We start from the raw sequence: 20,741 nt of genomic DNA, 5'->3' as shown, positions 1-20,741 counted from the left end.
AGGATTTCGGTTAGCCACTAAGGACGCGGCCGACCATCCGCGCGTACATCCGGCCCGGACTCGGCGACCTGGCCAGGAAGCCGGGCAGCATCGGCAGCCCGACGGCGAACGGTTCCAGCCGCTCGTACAGCGTGTCGGCGTCGGCGGGACGGTTGGCCGGCGTCTTCTCCAGCAACCCGGCCAGCAGCGCGCCCAGCGCGTCCGGCAGGCCAGGGATCGCGGGCGGGCGTTCCTTGACCTGCTTCTCGAAGACCACGTAGTCGGTCGGCCCGGTGAACAGCTGCCGCCCCGTCAGCATCTCGTGCAGCACGCAGCCGAGCGCGTAGAGGTCGCTGCGCGGCTCGGCGACCCCGTGCTGGATCTGCTCGGGAGCCATGTACGCGGGCGTGCCGAGGATCTGGCCGATCCTGGTGAACGTGGTGACGTCGGCGTCGCGAAGCAGGGCCAGGCCGAAGTCCAGCACCTTCACGCTGCCGTCGGGGCAGAGCATCAGGTTGGTCGGCTTGAGGTCGCGATGGCAGATCGACAGGGCGTGGGCGGCCGACAGGACCGCGCACGCCTGTGCCGCGATGGCGGCCGCCCATGGCACGGGCAGCGGGCCGTGCTCGCTGACCACGTCGGCCACCGTGACGCCCTCGATGAACTGCATCACCTGGTAGAGACGCTGCTCATGGGCGCCGAAGTCGTAGAGCACCGGCGCGCCCGGATGCTCCAGCCGGGCCAGGATGCGGGCTTCGCGGATGAAGCGGCGTTCGAGCTCCTCGTCGGGGCCGCCCGGCAGGTGGAGCAGCTTCACCGCCACCCGGCGATCGAGGTGGCGATCATGACCTGCGTAGACGGCGCCCATGCCGCCCTGACCGAGCGGGAGATGGTCGAGCACATAGCGGTCACCGATGACCATTTGCCCCTCCCAGCCCCGCCTTTTCCCGGAAAAAGCTACACCGTCAGGACTGCGGACGCAGGTGGCCGTCGGTCAGGCCGTCGAGGCCGAGCCGGATCAGCGCCTGGCCGAGGGCCGAGGTCTCACGCAAGGCGTCTTCGAGCACCGCCAGCTGCCGGAAGGCTTCGCCGTAGGACTTCTGGTCCTTGAGCGACAGGCGGGGCAGGCGGGTGCGGCGCACGTCGAAGCGGCTGGAGCCGGTGGTCGCGCGCCCGCCGGCGGCCCGCAGGTGGCCGGCCAGGAAGTCGGGGTCGAGCCGGCGCGCGTCGACCCGGTAGAGCGTCAGATGCGGGCCGAGCACGCAGCCGCCCTCGGTCATCACCCGCACGCTGGAATAGGACGCCACCACGTCGCCCGGCTGGATCGGGACGAGCCCCTGCTGCGCAGGAGCCCGGCCGGAGGCGGCGCCGCCGCCGGTCACGTCGTCGGCGGTGAGCATCGGCAGGTCGCCGCCGCCGGTCGCCATCTTGGGCGGCGCCTGCAGCGTGGTCAGCAGACCCTCCTTGATCAGGTCGCCGACCGTGGTGACGGGCTGGTCGAGCGGCTCGTCGAGCACCTTGAGATCGGGCGGGGTGGCCGCCGCGGCCAGGAACCGGTCGCGCGCCTCGGTGAAGGCCCGGCCGAGGTCGTCGCGGCGCTGGTGGCGGGCCGGGGTCATGTCCACCTCATCGGCCAGCAGGTCGATGATGCGTACGGTCTGGTCAGAGCGCTCGTCGAGGTAGGCCCGCCACGCGGGATCGACGACGGACAGGTCGGCCGTGGCGTCGACGATCAGCACGTCGGACGGCGGGCGCTCGCCCGCCGCCGGGCGGCGCAGCAGCCACAGGTCGGAGCCGGTCAGCGCGATCACGGCGCGCAGGGCGCCGGCGCGCAGCAGGTTGGCCCGGATCCGCCGCCCCGCCTTACGGCTGGCCGCGGCCGGGGGCATCAGCACGGCCACCATGCCGCCGGGCCTGACGTGGGTGAGGCAGTGCTGGACCCAGGCCAGCTCCGGCTCCCCGCGCGGCGGCAGGCCGTACTCCCATCGGGGGTCGCCGGTCAGCTCCTCGTAGCCCCAGGCCCGCTCGTTGAACGGCGGGTCGCAGACGACCGCGTCGGCCTTCACACCGGCGAAGCCGTCGTGGCGCATCGAGTCGCCGGACACGACCTCCGCCTCGGCGCCGCGCAGCCGCAGCCGCGCGGCGGTGATGGCCGCCGAGGTCTCGCTGAGGTCCTGGCCGAGCACCTTGACCGCCCCGGAGTTGAGCAGGAGCGTGCCGACGCCGCAGGCCGGGTCGAGGATCGTCGCGTCGTCGGCGTGGACCAGCCCGACCATCAGCTCGGCCACGTCGTCACGCGTGACGGACAGCTGCCTGGAATGCGCCTCCAGGTAGCGCTCACAGAGGAATTCGTAGGCGGTGAGGGGATCGTGCTGCTCGGCCAGCTCGGACACCAGCCCGGCCAGCTCGGGCTCCAGCTTGCTCTCGCCCGTGGTCAGCAGCAGCCCGGCCTGCGCGACCAACTCGCCCAGCCGCAAATCGCCGGCGGCTTTCAGGCGTTGCCACACGCGATCACCCAGCGAGACCTGGTAGGACTTCCCATAGCGCCGCAACCATGACTCGACCTGGCGCAGCGAGAACAACGGTTGATTGGCGGTGCCGCCAATGGGCAGCGGGAAGTCGTCGTGGCGGCGGCGCCAGTTGCTCACCGCGGCCCGCCCGACACCGGCGAGCCGGGCTATGTCCCCGGCGTTCACGGTCGGGTCGTGGGTCATGGAGCCCACAGTAGTTCACAAGAGTCTTCAGTGCATCTGCTTGTGAAGTCTTTCAACCAATGATTTACTGCTGGGTATGAAGCACAACATCCGCTATGCCGCCGGATCAGACGTGGGCCGCCGCAGGGAGCAGAACGAGGATTCCGGCTACGCGAGTGGCCGATTGCTCGTGGTGGCCGACGGGATGGGCGGACACGCGGCCGGCGAGCTGGCGAGCTCGGCCGCGATCGCAGTCATGCGCGAGCTGGATGCCACGCTTCCCGAGACGGGCTCGGACCTGGAGGCGGCCCTGGAGGGCGGCGTGCACGAGGCGGCCCGCAGGCTGGTGGAGCTGGCCGACATCGACCCCGCGCGCAGGGGGATGGGGACCACCGTGACCGCCATGCTGTGGGACGGTTACCGGTTCGCCCTTGCTCATCTTGGTGACTCCCGCGGATACCTGCTGCGCGATGGTGCTCTCTACCAGATGACCAAGGATCACACACTTGTGCAGTCCATGGTGGACGAAGGACGGATAACAGAGGATCAAGCGGCCGTGCACCCGCGCCGATCGATGGTGCTGCGCGTGCTGGGCAGCGAGGGCAGGGCGGAGCCCGACATGGCGCTGCGCGAGTCCGAGCCGGATGATCGCTACCTCCTCTGTTCGGACGGGCTGACGACCGTGCTCGGGCCCGAGGTCCTGCACGAGGTGCTGACCACGGTGACAGACCCGGCGGCGGCCGTCCAGCGGTTGATCGACCTGGCCAACGAGGGCGGCTCCCCTGACAACGTGACCGTGATCGTCGCCGACGTGGTGGCGCCGGGCGCGGGCGACGAGCAGATCTTCCGGGTGGGCGCGGGAGCCTGAAAACGATCTCACTTGAGTACGGAGTCTCAGGAGTCACATCAGCCACATAGCCGAAATTTCGGCTCATAGGTTGACACTTTCCCATTGTTCGGCGCACAAATGGGACAGCGCTATTACAGTCCATCCTGATCTGCCGGTTTTTCTGGGAGGAGTGGGCTCTGGACCCGATCGCGGAAAATCTGCTGAAAGAGGTGCGTGGGGAAGTCGGCTACCGCGAGAAGGGCGGCCAGCTCACCAAGTTCGGGCAGTGGTACGCGGATCGCGTCAAGGACCCGCAATACCGGGACGCGCCGTGGTGCGACATGTTCATCGCCTGGGCGGCCGACAAGGCCGGAATCGGTGACTACGTCGGCCAGTTCGCCTGGACCCCCTCGCACGCGTCCTGGTTCATCAAGCAGCGCGCCTGGTCCCAGCAGCCCGAGCCCGGAGCCCTGGTCTTCTACGACTGGGGCGGCGGCAAGAGCTACAAGGGCATCGACCACGTCGGCATCGTGGAGCGGGTCGACGGCAAGAAGATCCACACGATCGAGGCCAACGTCGACCGCGTCTGGCTCAAGCGCAAGTTCCGTGACACGGACAAGGTCGTGGGCTACGGCTTACCCCGCCTGGTGAAGGCCAACGCCACGCTGAACGAGATCCGGACCACCGAGCAGCCGCTGGCCCGCCAGCCGGTGCCGGTGTCACAGGGATCGCCGATGGACGTCCTGGGGTCTCCGCTGGCCCTGCTCACCATGATGGTGCTCACCACGGTCGTGGTCTCCTTACGTCTCGCGGGCCGCCGCCGCGGCAGCCACGTCAAGGTGGAGACGCGTGCCGCCGTCGGCAAGCCGGAGACGCGTGCTGCCGCCGTCGGAAAGACGACTGTCGAGAAGAAGGCTGTCGAGAAGAAGGCCGTCGAGAAGAAGGCCGTCGAGAAGAAGGCCGTCGGGAAGAAGACGAGGTCCGCCAGCTACGCGGAGGCGCCGCCCGAGCCGGTCCGGGTGGGTGGTCCGCCCGACCCGGACGAGACTCCCGCTCCGGCCAGAACTCTCGTGGCCGCCCATCGTTCCACCACCCGCCGCAATCCGTACGAGCGGCCCTGACCAGCACAGATCGCTGACGACCTCCCGAAACCAGAACCTGGCCCTGTTCGCATGCCGGATCGCTACCCGCCTGACGCCTTGGGATTTAGTAGGACGTCCTAGTATCTTGTTAAGGGACCCCTCACAAAGGAGTGATCAGGCGTGCACGTTCCGGCGAACCCTGTCCGTTTCGTGACGGCCGCGGCGCTGTTCGACGGCCATGACGCGGCGATCAACATCATGCGGCGGATCCTCCAGTCGCAGGGGGCGGAGGTCATCCATCTCGGGCACAACCGATCGGTGGACGAGATCGTCACCGCCGCCGTCCAGGAGGACGTCCAGGGTGTGGCGATCAGCTCCTACCAGGGCGGCCACGTGGAGTTCTTCAGCTACCTGGTGGATCTGCTGCGCGAGCGCGGCGCCGGGCACGTGAAGGTCTACGGCGGTGGCGGCGGCGTCATTGTCCAGGACGAGATCGACCTGCTGCACTCCCGCGGCGTCACCCGCATCTTCTCGCCGGAGGACGGCCAGCGGTACGGCCTGCCCGGCATGATCAACAAGCTGATCGAGGAGTGCGACGTCGAGCTGGACGGCGTTCCCTCGGTCGAGGCCGTCGGCTCCGGCGACCAGGCGGCCCTGGCCAGGGCGATCACCCTGATCGAGTCGGGCCGCGCCCCGGCCGGGCTCCTGGACGGCCTGCGCGCCGGTCCCGGCTCGGGCGACAACCGCGCTCCCGTGCTCGGCATCACCGGTACGGGCGGTTCCGGGAAGTCCTCGCTCACCGACGAGCTCGTGCACCGCCTGCGGGTGGACAACGACGACAAGCTGCGCGTCGCCATCATCGCGATCGACCCGACCCGCAGGCGCGGCGGGGGAGCGCTGCTCGGCGACCGCATCCGCATGAACAGCCTCGGCCCGCAGACCTACTTCCGCTCACTGGCCACGAGGGGCGCCGCCAACGAGGTCCCCGTCTGCCTCGACGACGTGGTCGCCGCCTGCCGGGCCGCCGGATACGACCTGGTCATCGTGGAGACCCCGGGCATCGGGCAGGGTGACGCCGGGATCGTGCCGCACGTGGACGTGCCCATCTATGTCATGACCCCGGAGTTCGGCGCGGCCTCCCAGCTGGAGAAGATCGACATGCTCGACTTCGCCGAGGCCGTCGTGATCAACAAGTACGAGCGGCGCGGTGCCGAGGACGCCCTGCGCGACGTCCGCCGCCAGATGGTGCGCAACCGCGCGGCCTTCGGGGTGGCGCCCGACGACATGCCGGTGTTCGGCACGATCGCCGCCCGCTACAACGACGCCGGTGTCACGGCGCTCTATCACCACCTGAAGGCGGTGCTGGCGGACAAGGGCCTGCGGGCCGGGCCGGGCCTGCTGGCACCGGTGCGCGGCCGTACGTCCCAGGTGGCCGCCGCGATCGTCCCCCCGGCGCGCGTCCGCTACCTGGCCGAGATCGCCGAGACCGTCCGCGACTATCACGCGGAGACGCTCGCCCAGGCGGAGGTGGCTCGCCGCCGCCAGCAGCTCACGGCCGTCCAAGCCCTCCTGAGCGACGGTGCCGCCGGTACAGGCGTCGGCGCCGTGGGTACGGGCGACAGCGCCGACGCTAGGCCCGGCGGTCGCCTCGACCCGGGCCGGACCGAGGACAGGCTGGCCGAGCTCGCGGCCACGACCGAGCGGGAGCTGAGCGACGAGAGCCGCGCGCTCCTCGACGACTGGCCCGCCACCAGGGAGCAGTACTCCGCCGACGAACTGGTCGTGAAGGTACGCGACCGGGAGATCCACACCCCCCTCTGGCGCGAGACCCTCTCGGGCAACCGCATCCCCCGCGTGGCCCTGCCCCGCTACACCGACCACGGCGAGCTCCTCAGGTTCCTGCGCGGTGAGAACCTGCCGGGCCGGTTCCCGTTCACCGCCGGTGTGTTCGCGTTCAAGCGGGACGACGAGGACCCCACCAGGATGTTCGCCGGAGAGGGCGACCCGTTCCGCACCAACAGGCGCTTCAAGCTGCTGTCCGAGGGCCAGCCCGCGACGAGGCTGTCCACCGCGTTCGACTCGGTGACCCTGTACGGGCACGACCCTGACCTGCGGCCCGACATCTACGGCAAGGTAGGTACGTCGGGCGTGTCCATCGCGACGCTGGACGACATGAAGGTGCTCTACGACGGGTTCGACCTGACGAGCCCCAGCACCTCGGTGTCGATGACGATCAACGGCCCGGCCCCGACGATCCTCGCCTTCTTCCTCAATGCCGCGATCGACCAGACCCTCGACCGGTTCGAGACCGAACACGGGCGTCGGCCGACCGCGGAGGAGGAGCGCGAGCTGCGCGCGCGGACCCTCGCCACCGTCAGGGGGACCGTGCAGGCGGACATCCTCAAGGAGGACCAGGGCCAGAACACCTGCATCTTCTCCACGGAGTTCTCGTTGCGGATGATGGCCGACATCCAGCAGTGGTTCACCCAGAACAGCGTCCGCAACTTCTACTCGGTGTCGATCTCCGGCTACCACATCGCCGAGGCCGGGGCCAATCCGATCAGCCAGCTCGCCTTCACCCTGGCCAACGGCTTCACCTATGTGGAGGCGTACCTGGCGAGGGGGATGCGGATCGACGACTTCGCGCCGAACCTGTCGTTCTTCTTCTCGAACGGCATGGACCCCGAGTACAGCGTGCTCGGGCGGGTGGCCCGCCGCGTCTGGGCGGTGGCGATGCGGGAGAAGTACGGCGCGGCGGAGCGCTCGCAGAAGCTGAAGTACCACATCCAGACCTCGGGCCGGTCCCTGCACGCGCAGGAGATGGACTTCAACGACATCCGCACCACGCTGCAGGCGCTGATCGCCATCTACGACAACTGCAACAGCCTGCACACCAACGCCTTCGACGAGGCCGTGACCACGCCGTCGGCCGACTCGGTACGCCGGGCGATGGCGATCCAGCTCATCATCAACCGCGAGTGGGGCCTGGCCCGCAACGAGAACCCGCTCCAGGGCTCGTTCATCATCGACGAGCTCACCGACCTGGTGGAGGAGGCGGTGCTGCAGGAGTTCGAGCGGCTGTCGGACCGGGGCGGCGTGCTGGGCGCCATGGAGACCGGCTACCAGCGGGGCAGGATCCAGGACGAGTCGATGCTGTACGAGTCGCGCAAGCACGACGGCTCGCTGCCCATCATCGGCGTCAACACCTTCCGCAACCCGCGCGGCGACGAGCCCCACGAGCAGAAGGTGGAGCTCGCCAGGGGGACGGAGGAGGAGAAGCGGTCCCAGCTCGACCGCCTGCACGCCTTCCATGACCGCAACCGGGCCGAGGCCCCCGTGGCGCTGGCCCGGTTGCGGGACGTCGCCATGACCGATGGCAACGCCTTCGAGGTGTTGATGGAGGCGGCCCGCGTCTGCTCGCTCGGCCAGATCACGGACGCGCTGTTCGAGGCCGGGGGACAGTACCGCCGCAACGTCTGAACCGCCGCAACATCTGACCCACCGGAACGTCTGAACCGGCGCAACGTTCTGACCTGGTGCGACGTTCTGGGTCAGCAGTACTTGGCGCCGTCGAACGTGGCCGGGCCCCTGCCGATGCGCGACTTGATGGTCGCTCCCGGCGCCACGGACTGGCAGCTCCCGTCGGCGGCGTGCGCCCAGACGATCTTCATGTTCATCCAGCGGCCGCATCCGTTGTAGGCGTAGCCGGTCTTGCGGATGGTGCCCGTCTGCTGCCAGACGCTCACGCAGGACGGGACATTGCCCAGCGCGCTGGCCTGTGCGGGGGCGGCGACGACCAGGCCGGCGGACGCGGCGCCGGCGATGACCAGAGCGGCGACCGACTTGCGGAGGGTGATGTTCATGGTCGTGTTCCTCTCTCGATGTACTTGATGAGAGGAAGGTAGGTTCGCGCTTGTTGAGGATCTGTTGAGGGTCCGTTGAGGGGCTGTTGATGATCTATTGAGGTTCCGTGGGGGTCCCGTGGGCGTCGATAGGATTGCGGGTCAGCGCACTATCGCTAACTGGAGGTATTCATGTCAGACGTCACTTTCAAGGGCAACCCGGTCACCGTGGGCGGGACGTTTCTGAAGCCCGGCGACCAGGCGCCCGCGTTCCAGCTGGTGGGCGGGGACCTCGCTGACACCACGCTGGCCGGGTTCGGCTCCGCGACCAAGGTGCTCAACATCTTCCCGAGCCTCGACACGGGCGTCTGTGCCGCCTCGGTGCGCCGGTTCAACGAGGTGGCCGCCGCGCACCCCGGCGTCGCGGTGCTGTGCGTCTCGGCCGACCTGCCGTTCGCGCAGAAGCGGTTCTGCGCCGCCGAGGGGCTCGACAACGTGACCATGCTGTCGCTCATGCGGGGCCGCGAGTTCCTGCGCGACTACGGCGTGGCGCAGGAGAGCGGGCCGCTGGCCGGCCTGGCCGCCCGCGCGGTGGTCGTGCTCGACGGCGACAACCGCGTCATCTACTCCGAGCTGGTGCCCGAGATCACCCAGGAGCCCGACTACGAGGGCGCGCTGAGCGCACTCAAGTAGGCCGGACCAGGCCGTCCGCCGGGTCGCTCCGGCGCTCGATCAGGCCGTCCGCCGGGCCGCTCCGGCGCTCGGCCAAGCCGCACACCGGTCCGCCCCCGGGTCTCAGTTCTTCCTGCCCACTCCGCAGAGGATGAGCGACGACTCGGGGCCGGCCGCGAGGTCGATCAGGTCGGCCTCGTCGGGGCGCCACTGCGGCAGCCAGGTCAGGCCCGGCTCGACCAGCTCGAACCCCGCCCACAGCTCCTCGATCCGCCGGCGGGTACGCAGGGTCAGGGGAGCGCTGGCGCGGCGATAGACCTCCGTGCCCTTGCTGACAGCGGCGGCGCGGGCGTCGCTCGTGCCGTGGGACATGACGACATAGCTGCCGGGGGCCAGGGATTCGCGGATGGCGGCCATGATGCGCAGGGGGTCGTCGGCCTCGCCGATGAAGTGCATGATCGCGACGAGGAGGACCCCCACCGGCTGGTCGAAGTCCAACGCCCCCACCAGGTCCGGATTTTTCAGCAGATCGTGGGGATCGCGGAGGTCGCCGTCCACCACGGTGATCCCTTCGCTGTCCGCCAGCAGCGCCCTGGCGTGGACCAGCACGACGGGGTCATGGTCGACATAGACCACCCGCGACTGCGGCGCGACCGCTCTGGCCACCTCGTGGACATTGCCCCGCGTCGGCAGGCCCGTACCGATGTCGAGAAACTGGGTGACGCCGGCGTCGGCGAGGAAGCGTACGGCACGGCCGAGGAAGGCCCGGTTGGCGCGGGCGGCCGTACGGACCTCGGGAGCCACCCGCAGCAGCCGTTCAGCGGCTCGCCGGTCGGCCGGGAAATGATCCTTCCCGCCGAGGTAGTAGTCGTACAGCCGGGCGACGTTGGGCGTGTTCGGGTCGAAGCCCAGCGGTTCTCGCTCCACCCAGCGATCCCCCGATCGAGAGTTAACGATCTTTTCTCGGGATTCTACGGATTTGTGACCCGCCTTGCGATGATATTCCCGCAGGCTGGGCGTTACTTGCCTTTAGTCCCTTTTGTCGTTCGGGTGGCGGTCTAAGGTGCGAGTGTGAGCCTTGATGACACCGGTGTCCCCGTCCCCGTTCCTCCGGACGTCCGGCGGATCGTGTCGCTGGTGCCCTCACTCACCGAGTCCGTGGCCGCGACCCTCCCCGAGGCGCTGGTCGGCGCGACCGACTGGTGCTCGCACCCGGCCGACCTGGACGTGGTCAGGGTGCGGGGGACCAAGAACCCCGATCTCGACGCCATCCGGCGGCTCGCCCCCGACGTGGTGCTCGCCAACGCCGAGGAGAACCGGCAGCCGGACGTCGACGCGTTGCGGGCGGCGGGCCTCGCGGTGTGGGTCACCAGGATCGAGACGGTGGACGAGGCGTTCCGGTCGCTCGACCGGATGTTCCGGTACGCCTGCCGCACCGGGCGGCCCGGCTGGCTCGACCGGGCGGAGTCGGTGTGGGCCGAGCCGGTGGAGGTGCGCCGGAGGGCGATCATCCCGATCTGGCGGCGGCCGTGGATGGTGGTGGGACGCGACACGTTCACCGGCGACGTGCTCGCGCGGCTCGGGGTGGGCAACCTTTACGCCGGTCATGCCGAGCGCTATCCCAAGATCCCGCTGGCCGAGCTGGTGGCTCAGGGTGCCGACCTGGTGGTCCTGCCCGACGAGCCTTACGCGTTCAGCGCCGAGGACGGGCCGGAGTCGTTTCCCGGCCACCGGTGCGCGCTGGTGAGCGGACGCGATCTGACCTGGTACGGCCCCTCTCTCGTCCAGGCGCGCGACCGCCTCCTCCGGGACCTGGGCTGACAGCACCAGGGCCGACGGAAGGCCGGGCCGACCGGCGGCGTCGCCCGACGGCCGACCGGCGGTGTCACACGACGTTCGTCGTCGGGGGACTGGCGAAGGCGGCGTCCACGGCGGCGGGGGACAGCACGTGGTCGATGACGATCACCGCGGTCCCCACGATCCCCGCGCGGTCGCCCAGTGTGCTCGTCACGATCTCCAGGTTGCGGGTGGTGAACGGCAGGCTGCGGCGGTACACGCTCTCCCTGATGCCCGTCAGGTAGTGCTCCCTGGTCTCGGCCATGTCGCCGGCCAGCACCAGGACGGAGGGGTTGAGCAGGCTGACCGCCGTGGCGAGGACGATGCCGACCGTTCGGCCGGCCTCCTGGGTGAGGGCGATGGCCGTCGGGTCGCCGGCCTGGACCAGGCGTACGACCTCGCGGCTGGTCTGCCTGCCGAGGTCGGCGGCGAGGGCCCGGCCGCTGGCCAGCGAGGCGACGCAGCCCCGGGAGCCGCAGGTGCAGACGCGGTCGTCGCTCTCGCGCAGGCGGACGTGGCCGATGCTCCCGGCCGCGTCCTCGACGCCGCGGTAGATCCGGCCGTCCAGGACGATGCCGGTGCCGATGCCCGTGGAGACCTTGACGAGGATCAGCGACCGGCTCCGGCGCCAGGAGGACCACCACTCGCCGAAGGCCATCGCGTTGGCGTCGTTCTCGATCAGGATCGGCACGTCGAACGCCTCCCGCAGCGTCTGGCCGATCGGATGGTCGTCCCAGCCGGGCATGAGGAACGACCTGATCACCCGGCCGGAGGCGTGGTCGACCGAGCCGGGCAGGTCCAGGCCGATGCCGCACACCTGGTCAGAGGCCCGTCCCGAGCGGTCGAGCAGGCGCTGGAACGCCTGGCGTACCCAGGACAGGACGGCCTCGGGGCCGCGGTCGATGCGCAGCTCGGTGTGCTCGTCGACCAGCGACCGGGCCGCGAGGTCGGTCAGCGCCACCCGTACGTGACTGGCGCCCAGGTCGGCCACCAGCACCAGGCGCTTCGTCGCGTCGATGTCGAGCACCGAGGGCGGTCGCCCGCCCCCGGAGATGGCGAAGCCGGACTCGTGGATGTATCCGGCCTCGATCAGCCGGTCCACCCGTTCGGTGATCGTCGAGCGGGACAGCCCGGTGTAGGCGATGAGTTCCTTGCGGGTACGGCAGGTGCCATCGCGGATCAGCTGAAGGATCTGCCCTGCCGTCAGCATGGTCTATCCCTTCTCCGCCCCCGCCGTGAGTCCTTCGGTCAGGAGCCGCTCGCCGGCGAAGAACACGATCACGATCGGCAGCGTCAGAACCACCGATCCTGCCATGAGAACCGTCGTCGGGATCTCGATACTGCCCGCCAGCTGGGAGAGCCCCAGCGAGACCGTCCAGCTCTCCCGTTTCTCGACGAGGAAGAGCAAGGCGAACAGGAACTCGTTCCAGGCGATCATGAACGCGTAGAGGCCGGTGGCCATGAGCGCGGGCTTGGACAAGGGGAGCACCACCCGCCAGATGGTCGACAGGCGCGTGCAGCCGTCGATTGCCGCCGCCTCCTCCACGCTCTGTGGCACGGTCTCGAAGTAATTGCGGAGCATGTATACCGTGACCGGCACCGTCTGCGCGCAATAAACCAGGATCAAACCCAGCAGAGACCCGCGAAGTCCGAGCATCGTGAAGAGCACGAACAGCGGAATGGCCAGCACGATCGCCGGAAACAGGTACACGGCCAGGAACACGAAATGCACCTGCCGCCGCCCGAAGAACCGCAGCCTGGCCACCGCGTACGCGCCCGGGATCGAGATCAGCAGCGTGATCGCCACTGACGTGACCGCCACAATGGCGCTGTTTCGCATGAAGGTCAGGAAACCCTGCTTGGTCAGTACGTTCGCGTAGGTATCGAAAGTGAGACCGCGCGGCCATATCGAGCCGGGGTCCAGGATCAGCTCCTGGATGTCGCGGAGCGACAGCGTCACCATGTAGAAGAACGGGAAAGCGGTGATCACGAACAGAAAGAGGATCACCAACGGCTTCAGCACCCGAAACAGCGCGCGCTCGAACCGATCCCTGCTCATCGGTCGCGCTCACCTCCCGAGAAGAACCGGAGATAAAGGATCAGGAACACGACCAGGACGACGGCCAGCACGATCGCCTGGGCGGCCGAGGCGCCGATGTCGTCGCGCGCGGTCAGGAAGTTGTAGACCCGCACGCTCACCACCTCCGTGCCGGCCCCGCCGCCGGTGAGCAGGTAGACGTCGTCGAACTTGGTGAAGGTGAACACGAACCGCAGCACCGACAGCAGTGCGATGATCCGCCAGAGCTGCGGCAGGATCACGTGCCGGAAGCGCTGCGTCGGCGTGGCGCCGTCGACCACGGCCGCCTCGTCCAGTTCGGCCGGCAGCGCCTGCAGTCGGGCCAGGATGAACAGGAAGGCGAACGGGAAATACCGCCACGCCTCGAACGCGATCACGGTGAGCAGCGCCACCGGCACCTGGATGCCGAGAAAGGTGCCCTTGGCCTGGGTGAGGAAGGCGATGGGGGTGCTCAGCCAGGAGTTCAGGATGCCGAACTGGGGGTTCAGCATCGTGTCCCACAGGAAGGCCACCGCCACCACCGGCGCCACGTACGGCACCAGGATCGAGGCCCTGACCAACGTACGGCCCCGGAAGCGGTCGCGCAGCGCCAGGGCGGCCACCAGCCCGATCGCGATCGACAGCGCGGTACCCGCCACCGTGTAGACGAGCGTGTTGACCAGGGACGTCCAGAATCCCGGCTCGGACATGACGTAGCCGAAGTTCTCCAGCGTGTAGTGCCCGAAGACGCCCACCCGGCGGACGTTGATCAGCCGCGCGTCCTGGAACGCCAGCATGATCGCCCAGAGCAGCGGCAGCACCACCACGACGAGTGTGATGATCAGCGTCGGGGAGATCAGTGCCAGCCCCGCCCTGCCCTCCTGCTCCCGTAGTGTCCCGCCACGCCGTCCCGTCACTGCCGGATCCCGCGCTTGATGGTCTCCACGTCGGTCTTGGCCCGCACCGCCGCGGCCTGCGGGGTGAGCGAGCCGTCCACGACCGCGCTCAGCGCCTTGGGCACCGGCAGCTCGCCCATCGTGGCGCCGACCAGCTTGCCCTGTCTCTGGGGGATGCCCCAGCGGGCGAAGGTGTCAGGGCTCTCGCGCAGCGCGTCGAGCACCTCGGCCGGGTAGACGTCCGCGAGCGGCTTCTTGGCGTCGACCCCGGCGGGCAGCTTGTTCCACTTGTCCGCGAAGCTCTTCCGGATCGGGAACTTGCCCTCGGGCGCCATTCCGATCCACCGCTCGTATCCCTCGTCCATCATGTACGTGACGAACTGCGCGGCGGCATCCTTGGCGGCGTCCCGGGTGACGGCCCAGGAGACGATCTCCCCGTACTGGGCGGGCGTGCCGTCGGGGCCCTTTAACGCTGTGACCACGCCGGTGTTCTTGGCCAGCCATTCGGGGTCGGTCCCGCACTCGGCGCAGCTGGGCTTCGCGTCGTTACGCAGCCCCGCCAGCTCGTCCAGGATGAACGACGACCAGATGGTCATCGCCGCCTTGCCGGCGAAGTAGGTGGCCCTGGTGGAGTCGACGTCCTGCTTGCCCTTGACCGAGTAGTCCTTCGCCAGCTTCGCGTAGTACGCGAACGCTTTCACGCACTGCGGGGAGGAAAGAGTGATATTTCCGGAATTGTCGACCAGCTGGCAGCCATTGGCCAGCGCCACATGCTCGAAGCTCTGCGCCGTGAACGAGTCCTTCGGCGCGATGGCCAGCGTGATGCCCGCGACCCCACTCGCGTTGAGCTTCGCGGCCGCCGCCTCCAGCGCCTCGTAGGTGTCGGGCCGCTCCAGCCCGGCCTTCTGGAACAGGTCCTTGCGGTAGAGGATCAGCTGCGCCCACGCGTCACTCGGTACGGCCAGCAGCTTCCCGCCCGCACTGTCGAGCTCCAGGGCCCGCGCTGAGAAGTCGCTCCTGCCCAGCTTGTCGACGACCTGGCCCGGTGTCTCCATGTCGAGCAGGTCGTTGGCCTCCAGCTCCCTGATGGAGGCCAGGGGGAGGGCTCCGATCACGTCGGGCAGGTCACCCGCGGCCGCGGCGGCGGTGACCACCTGACTGAACTGGTCCTCGGCCACGCCGACCAGCTTGACCTTGATGCCGGTCTTCTGGGTGAAGTCGGCGATGATCTGGTTCTGCACGGTCATGCGGTCGTCGAGGTTCTCCTCGGTCCAGACCGTGATCTCGTTGGCGGCCTTCTTGCTGTCATCGCCACACGCGGCGGTCGAGGCGGCGGCCAGCAGCGCGATGGAGAGGACGGCGACTACCTTCTTCGGCATGGCGCGCTCCTACGTCCGGGGATATGCCGGACTTACCCCCATGCGAGAAGTCGCAACTACGTAGGCGATTCCGAGATCCGTCTGTACTCCGTCCGTGTTCCGTCCCGGGCTTTCTGGCGCGTCGATCACGGAAAGCGATCTCCGGGCGGGTTATGTCGGTAAGATCGCTTACCGGAAGACCGTCGGGGAGAAACCCTAATTCGCAAGTTGCCGGCGGTGGCCGTCATTTGACTTAAGGGTGCCGGGAGAGCAACTATGGTATAGAAACACCTACTAAACCTTTAAGTTGCGATTGATCATAAAGCGTAAGTGTGGGGAATGCGCGTCATCACCTTTGAAGAGCCAGGCCGTGTCCGCGTCAGCCTGGAGTCGCCCGCCGAGCTTGAACCGGGTTGCGTGCGGGTCCGCACGATCTACTCGGGCGTCTCCGCCGGCACCGAACTGACCGCCTATCGCGGCACAAATCCCTATCTCACCAGAAAGTGGGACACGGAGCAGCGGCTGTTCCTCGACGGCCAGACGCACGCCTACCCGCTGACCGGCTGGGGCTACCAGGAGGTCGGTGAGGTGGTGGAGGCGGCGCCCGACGTCACCGATCCGCCGGTCGGCCACCTGGTCTGGGGCGTCTGGGGTCACCGGGCCGAGGCCGTGGTGCCCGCCGAGAAGCTGGTCGGCCACGTGCTGCCGCCGGGCGCCGATCCGCTGAGAGGTGTCTTCGCCCGCGTGGGCGCCATCGCGCTCAACGCCGTGCACGCCGCCGACGTGCACCTGGGCGACCAGGTCGCGATCTTCGGACAGGGCGTCATCGGCCTGCTGGCCACCCGCCTCGCCGTGCTGAGCGGTGCCCGGGTGGTGGCCGCCGACGCGATCCCCGCCCGCCTCGAACTCGCCAGGCGATACGGCGCGTCCGAGACGTTCGACATCGCGTCCGGCTCCGTCGCCGAGTTCGTCCGCAAGCGGATCGAGGGCGCCGACACCGCCATCGAGCTGAGCGGCAGCAACCTGGGCCTGCACGAGGCGATCAGGACCGTCCGCAAGGGTGGCCGGGTCGTGGCCGGCGGCTTCTACCAGGGCGAAGGCATCGGGCTGCGGCTGGGCGAGGAGTTCCACCACAACCAGGTGCAGCTCGTCTCCTCCCAGATCGGCGGCGTCGCCTCCTGGCTGGCCCACCGCTGGGACGTCGAACGCCTGCAGCGCACGTTCATGGACCTCATATACACGGGCGAGGTCGACGTGACCGGCCTGATCAGCCACGTCGTACCCGTCGGCAGCGCTCCCGAGGCCTTCGATCTGCTCGACAAGCACCCGTCCGAGGTGCTCCAGCTCGTCTTCGCTTTTGAAGAGGAGCAGGAGCCTTGGCGAGAAGAGGCACCGCAACAGGAGGAGTCACTGTGAAGCTCGCGGCACAGGAGCAGCTGCTGCCCGGCCGTTCCCTGCAGGAGAAGTTCGCGTTCGCGACCGAGGCCGGGTTCGACGCGATCGAGCTGCGCGGGAAGGGCGACTTCCACTTCGCCAACCGCCTGACCGAGCTCAAGCGGGCGCTGGCCGACGGCGTGGTCATGCCGACGGTGTGCGTGGACATGCCGCACTTCATCGGCGACTTCGACCCCGCCAAGCGCACGGACGCGATCCAGCAGCTCAGATCGCAGCTCACGGTCATCGCCGAGCTCGGTGGTGTCGGGGTGATGACGCCCGCTTCCTGGGGCCAGTTCTCGCGCCGGCTGCCGCCGTTCGAGCCGCCGCGCAGCGCGGCGGAGGACCGCGAGGTGCTCACCGAGGCGCTGGGGGTGCTCGGCGAGCACGCGCAGCGCAACGGCGTGCTGATCATGCTGGAGCCGCTCAACCGCTACGAGAACCACATGGTCAACACCCTCGCCGACGCCGTGTCCTACTGCTCGATGGACTCCATCAAGGTCGTCGGCGACACCTACCACATGAACATCGAGGAGGACGATCCCTGCCGTTCGTTGATCGAGGCGGCCCCCTACCTCGCGCACATGCAGATCAGCGAGTCCAACCGGAACGAGCCCGGGACCGGCCATCTCGACTGGGGCGCGCAGCTGGCCACACTCGACGCCCTCGGCTATGACGGCTACCTCGCGCTCGAATGCCGCCTGCGCGGCGAGCCCGAGATCGTCCTGCCGCAGACGGCCGCCTTCATCAGGAAGTTCCTGTGATCCTCCGCGACGCCGTGCGCGTGCTGGTGGCCAACTGGGACGGCAGCTACACGGTTCCCTCCCGGCGTCTCTATCCCCATCAGTGGAGCTGGGACTCCGCCTTCGTCGCGATCGGCAACGCCCGCTGGTCCCCGCGCCGGGCCAGGTCGGAGCTGCTGGCCCTGTTCGGCTCGCAGTGGCGCGACGGCAGGGTGCCGCACATCGCGTTCAACCCCAGGGTGCCCGAGGGCGCCTACTTCCCCGGCCCCGAGTTCTGGCAGTCACAGGCCCCGTCCGGGTCGGCGACCTCCGGCATCGTGCAGCCGCCCGTGCACGCCCTGGCCGTCTGGCGGGTACACCAGGCCGAGCCGGACCCGACCTTCCTGCGCCGCCTCTATCCCCGGCTGGTGGCGCAGCAGCAATACCTGCGCAACGCGCGGCGCTCTCCCGAGGGGCTGATCTCGATCGTGCACCCGTGGGAGTCGGGCATGGACAACAGCCCGGCCTGGGACGTCCCGCTGGCCGCCGTCGAGGCGGGGTCCGTCGCGTTCACGCGCCGGGACCTGGACTCCGTCAGCGCCGACGAGCGGCCGACCGACCTGGACTACGAGCGCTACATCGCGCTCGCCCGCGCCTACCGCGACACCGGCTACCGCCGGGCCGGCGAGTTCTGCGTCGAGGATCCGCTGTTCAACGCCGCGTACGGCGTGGCGGAGCTGACCCTGGCGGAGATCGCCAAGGTGTGCGGCGGCGACCCGGAGCCGCACCTGCGCGAGGCCGCCGCGGTCACCGCGGCCATGGTCGAGCACCTCTACGACGACGGCCTGTTCCATGCCCGCGACGTGCTCACCGGCTGCCCGATCCGCTCCAACAGCGCCGCCGGGCTGGTCCCGCTCATGCTGCCCGACCTGCCACGCGACATCGTCAACGCACTGATCGGCACGGCGCTCGACCGGTTCGGGCTGAAGGACGGCGTGCTGCCCAGCTTCGCACCGGCCGCGCCGGAGTTCGACCCGGCGCGTTACTGGCGCGGGCCGAGCTGGATCAACCTGACCTGGCTGGTCTGGCAGGGCCTGCGGGAGCGCCGCCCGGACCTGGCCGATCCGCTGGCCGACGGCATGATCAGGGCGGTCACCGAGTCCGGCTTCCGCGAGTACTTCGACCCGTTCACCCTCCAGGGCCACGGCTGCCGCGACTTCAGCTGGTCAGCCGCGCTCATCCTCGACGTGGTCGCGGAGCACGGCCTGGACGGTATGCCTCCTGCGGGCGGCGAGATCGGCCAGGAGCTGGGGGGCGTCGGCGAAACCGACGACATCGGTGATCAGGTGCTCGCGTAGCAGGTCGCCGCGCCGCCTGAGCAGCGCGATCGTCTCGTACGACAGACGCTCCCGGTCCCAGGCGTGGGCCAGCCCGCGCGGCACCCGGCCGATCTGGGCGCAGCGCAGCGACAGGCCGTTGTGGTGGAACTCCTCGCCCAGCCGCACCTCGTCGGCGCCGTCGGTGTAGAAGGCCAGGTCGATCACCGTGCCCTGCGGCCTGAGCAGCTTCAGCGCCAGAGCGAGGGCGCGGGGCCTGCCACGGCACTGGAAGACCACGTCGGCGCCACGGTCGCCGGCCGCGTGCCGCCAGCGTCGCTTCAGCTCGATGGCCGGGTCCTCGTCGAAGGCCAGGGTTTCGGCGCCGAGCGCCTCGGCGATGTCCAGCCGGGCCGGGGTCTCGTCCACCACCACGACCTCCGCCGCGCCGTACGCGAGGGCGAAGGAGGTGGTGAGCAGGCCGACCACGCCCGCGCCGACGACGGCCACGCGCCGCCCGCGTACCCCGTCACCCAGCTCCGCGACACCGGGACCGTGCAGGTCGGTGGCCGCGTGCAGCAGCCCGTTCGCGCAGATCGGCCCCATGTGGGCGACGAAGACGCCGAGCATCGGGTCGAGGTCGCCGGGCAGCTCCACGAACCGGTCGTTCATCGGGTCGGCCACATAGCCGGTGCGGTGCCCGTAGGCCATCGCGACCAGCGCGCCCTCGCGGACGGCCCGGGTGCGCGTCTCGACCACCCGGCCCACCTGCATGTACCCGATGCCGCGCACCGGATAGCCGATCGACGGGGTGCCCTCGGCGAACAGGCCGAGCGCCGGATCCCAGGTCGCGGCCAGGTAAGGGTTGTTGCCCTTGACGTAGGTGAGCTCGGTGCCCGCCGAGATCCCGCTGTGCGTGGTGACCACCCGGAACCCGCCCTCGGAAACGGCGCCGAGCTTCTCCCCGACCAGCCTGACCTCGCCGGGCGCCTCTATGCTCAGCACCTCACCCATCGAGCACCTTACCCATCGCTCGTCGTCACCGGCTTCCGTGACGCCGCGGACCGCGCCAGGGCCAGCGCGAGCCGGTGGGTCTTCAGCGCCTCCCGGTAGGGCACGCGCACGTCGGCCTCCTTGCCTTGTACGGCGTCGATGAAGGTCCGGTCCACCCGTACCTTCGCGGCCCCGCCGTCCTGGACGGTGGTCTCGCCGTCCACCAGCAGCCGGTCCTCGCTCAGGTCGAGCGAGACGCCCTCGGCGTGCACCTCCAGCCCCGCCCGGTGCTTGCGCGCGAGCAGGCTGGTCGCGGCGAGCAGCCCCGCCGCGCCGCCCGCGAACCGCAGCACCGCCGCCGTGGCCCGGTCGACCTCGCCGTCCGTCTCGTTGTCCGCCGGTACGGCATGCACCATCGTCACCTCGCCCACCAGGACTCTGGCCAGGTCGAGGATGTGGATGGCCTGTTCGACCAGCTGGCCGCCCGACATCTCAGGCTTCAGCCACCAGCCGACCGGCGGTACCTTGTCCAGCCAGTGGCCCAGGGCCAGCCGTACTGGACGGTCGCCCAGTACTTCGCGTGCCTGGTCAACGATGTCCAGGTAACGCCAATGATGTCCGACGGCCGAAGGCAAGCCCCGGCGGTCAATTTCATCGGCGATCTTTTCCGCTGTCGACAGGTCAAGTGAAAGCGGCTTTTCTACAAAAATCGGCAGGTTGCAGGCTAGAGCCTCCTTTTCCGGGTTACCGTGCGCAAAAGGAGGAACACAGATATAGACCGCGTCCAATCCGCCGGCATCCAGAAGGTCGGCATGGCTGCCGTAGGCAGGGGAGCCATGCCGTGCGGCCAGAGCCCCGGCCCTTCGGGGATCTGTGTCGGCGATTCCCGCGATCACCACGTCGGAGAAACCTGACAGGACCTCCGCGTGGCGAGCGGCGACATTTCCGGCACCGATGATGCCGACCCGCGTGATGGGGAACACAGACCGGCTTATCCCACATTTACGGAGAATGAAACAAACATGTTCGACGA

The 20,741-nt window shown here is 69.2% G+C and carries 17 protein-coding genes and 1 pseudogene; 8 read left to right on the top strand and 10 right to left on the bottom strand.

Annotated features, from left to right (window positions below; genetic code table 11):
- Positions 1–10: 10 nt before the first annotated feature.
- On the bottom strand, positions 11–901 hold the full coding sequence (locus tag ACQP2T_RS49375; protein WP_225290264.1) for a serine/threonine-protein kinase: 891 nt from the start codon (positions 899–901) through the stop codon (positions 11–13).
- Positions 902–944: 43 nt separating this feature from the next.
- A complete protein-coding gene (locus ACQP2T_RS49370) occupies positions 945–2,693 on the bottom strand; it encodes an HsdM family class I SAM-dependent methyltransferase (RefSeq protein ID WP_433511726.1) in 1,749 nt (582 codons plus the stop codon).
- Positions 2,694–2,769: 76 nt separating this feature from the next.
- Between ACQP2T_RS49370 and ACQP2T_RS49365 the strand changes: the two genes are divergently transcribed.
- The 3 genes from ACQP2T_RS49365 (at position 2,770) to icmF (ending at position 8,063) form a co-directional block, all read left to right on the top strand.
- Complete coding sequence (locus ACQP2T_RS49365) at positions 2,770–3,540, top strand: PP2C family protein-serine/threonine phosphatase (protein WP_433511725.1); 771 nt, start codon at positions 2,770–2,772, stop codon at positions 3,538–3,540.
- A 191-nt stretch (positions 3,541–3,731) separates the two neighbouring features.
- Positions 3,732–4,622, top strand: a complete 891-nt coding sequence (locus tag ACQP2T_RS49360; protein ID WP_433511724.1) for a CHAP domain-containing protein — start codon at positions 3,732–3,734, stop codon at positions 4,620–4,622.
- Between the two features lie 141 nt (positions 4,623–4,763).
- Positions 4,764–8,063: a fused isobutyryl-CoA mutase/GTPase IcmF gene (gene icmF, locus ACQP2T_RS49355; protein ID WP_433511723.1), complete on the top strand. Its 3,300-nt coding sequence runs from the start codon at positions 4,764–4,766 to the stop codon at positions 8,061–8,063.
- A gap of 71 nt (positions 8,064–8,134) precedes the next feature.
- On the opposite strand, the gene ACQP2T_RS49350 is transcribed toward icmF, so the two are convergent.
- Entirely contained in the window at positions 8,135–8,446 is a 312-nt protein-coding gene (locus ACQP2T_RS49350; RefSeq protein WP_433511722.1) for a hypothetical protein, read from the bottom strand.
- Between the two features lie 171 nt (positions 8,447–8,617).
- On the opposite strand from ACQP2T_RS49350, the gene tpx reads away from it, so the two are divergent.
- Positions 8,618–9,118, top strand: coding sequence for a thiol peroxidase (gene tpx, locus ACQP2T_RS49345; protein ID WP_433511721.1), 501 nt, complete (start codon positions 8,618–8,620; stop codon positions 9,116–9,118).
- Positions 9,119–9,220: 102 nt separating this feature from the next.
- On the opposite strand, the gene ACQP2T_RS49340 is transcribed toward tpx, so the two are convergent.
- Positions 9,221–10,024 carry an SAM-dependent methyltransferase gene (locus tag ACQP2T_RS49340; RefSeq protein ID WP_433511720.1) on the bottom strand — a complete coding sequence of 268 codons (804 nt, stop codon included), beginning with the start codon at positions 10,022–10,024 and terminating at the stop codon, positions 9,221–9,223.
- 144 nt (positions 10,025–10,168) lie between these two features.
- Here ACQP2T_RS49340 and ACQP2T_RS49335 point away from each other — a divergent pair, with 144 nt between their 5' ends.
- Positions 10,169–10,918 carry a helical backbone metal receptor gene (locus tag ACQP2T_RS49335; protein ID WP_433511719.1) on the top strand — a complete coding sequence of 250 codons (750 nt, stop codon included), beginning with the start codon at positions 10,169–10,171 and terminating at the stop codon, positions 10,916–10,918.
- A gap of 64 nt (positions 10,919–10,982) precedes the next feature.
- On the opposite strand, the gene ACQP2T_RS49330 is transcribed toward ACQP2T_RS49335, so the two are convergent.
- The 4 genes from ACQP2T_RS49330 to ACQP2T_RS49315 all read right to left on the bottom strand — a co-directional run bounded on the left by ACQP2T_RS49330 (position 10,983) and on the right by ACQP2T_RS49315 (position 15,264).
- Positions 10,983–12,143: an ROK family transcriptional regulator gene (locus tag ACQP2T_RS49330; RefSeq protein WP_433511718.1), complete on the bottom strand. Its 1,161-nt coding sequence runs from the start codon at positions 12,141–12,143 to the stop codon at positions 10,983–10,985.
- A gap of 3 nt (positions 12,144–12,146) precedes the next feature.
- Positions 12,147–12,896: a carbohydrate ABC transporter permease gene (locus ACQP2T_RS49325; protein ID WP_433511717.1), complete on the bottom strand. Its 750-nt coding sequence runs from the start codon at positions 12,894–12,896 to the stop codon at positions 12,147–12,149.
- 92 nt (positions 12,897–12,988) lie between these two features.
- Entirely contained in the window at positions 12,989–13,906 is a 918-nt protein-coding gene (locus ACQP2T_RS49320; RefSeq protein WP_433511716.1) for a carbohydrate ABC transporter permease, read from the bottom strand.
- Entirely contained in the window at positions 13,903–15,264 is a 1,362-nt protein-coding gene (locus ACQP2T_RS49315; RefSeq protein ID WP_433511715.1) for an ABC transporter substrate-binding protein, read from the bottom strand. The genes ACQP2T_RS49320 and ACQP2T_RS49315 overlap by 4 nt, the downstream gene beginning before the upstream one ends.
- 318 nt (positions 15,265–15,582) lie before the next feature.
- On the opposite strand from ACQP2T_RS49315, the gene ACQP2T_RS49310 reads away from it, so the two are divergent.
- The 3 genes and pseudogenes from ACQP2T_RS49310 to ACQP2T_RS49300 all read left to right on the top strand — a co-directional run.
- Positions 15,583–16,659 (top strand): zinc-binding dehydrogenase, encoded by a 1,077-nt coding sequence (locus ACQP2T_RS49310; protein WP_433511714.1) that lies wholly within the window; start codon positions 15,583–15,585, stop codon positions 16,657–16,659.
- Entirely contained in the window at positions 16,656–17,441 is a 786-nt protein-coding gene (locus ACQP2T_RS49305) for a sugar phosphate isomerase/epimerase family protein (RefSeq protein ID WP_358177923.1), read from the top strand. The genes ACQP2T_RS49310 and ACQP2T_RS49305 overlap by 4 nt, the downstream gene beginning before the upstream one ends.
- A pseudogene (locus tag ACQP2T_RS49300) lies at positions 17,372–18,568 on the top strand (MGH1-like glycoside hydrolase domain-containing protein); the annotation flags it as partial. The gene ACQP2T_RS49305 and the pseudogene ACQP2T_RS49300, both read left to right, overlap by 70 nt.
- A gap of 57 nt (positions 18,569–18,625) precedes the next feature.
- On the opposite strand, the gene ACQP2T_RS49295 reads toward ACQP2T_RS49300, so the two are convergent.
- Together ACQP2T_RS49295 and ACQP2T_RS49290 are read right to left on the bottom strand one after the other, a co-directional pair.
- Complete coding sequence (locus ACQP2T_RS49295) at positions 18,626–19,729, bottom strand: zinc-dependent alcohol dehydrogenase (protein ID WP_433511713.1); 1,104 nt, start codon at positions 19,727–19,729, stop codon at positions 18,626–18,628.
- Between the two features lie 8 nt (positions 19,730–19,737).
- Positions 19,738–20,691: a Gfo/Idh/MocA family protein gene (locus ACQP2T_RS49290; RefSeq protein WP_433511712.1), complete on the bottom strand. Its 954-nt coding sequence runs from the start codon at positions 20,689–20,691 to the stop codon at positions 19,738–19,740.
- Between the last annotated feature and the right edge of the window lie 50 nt (positions 20,692–20,741).

Origin of the sequence: Nonomuraea sp. CA-143628 (assembly GCF_050942315.1) — a bacterium.
GTDB lineage: Bacteria > Actinomycetota > Actinomycetes > Streptosporangiales > Streptosporangiaceae > Nonomuraea.
The sequence above is the reverse complement of the archived record's forward strand: the minus strand, read 5'-3'. Positions and strand labels throughout refer to the sequence as shown.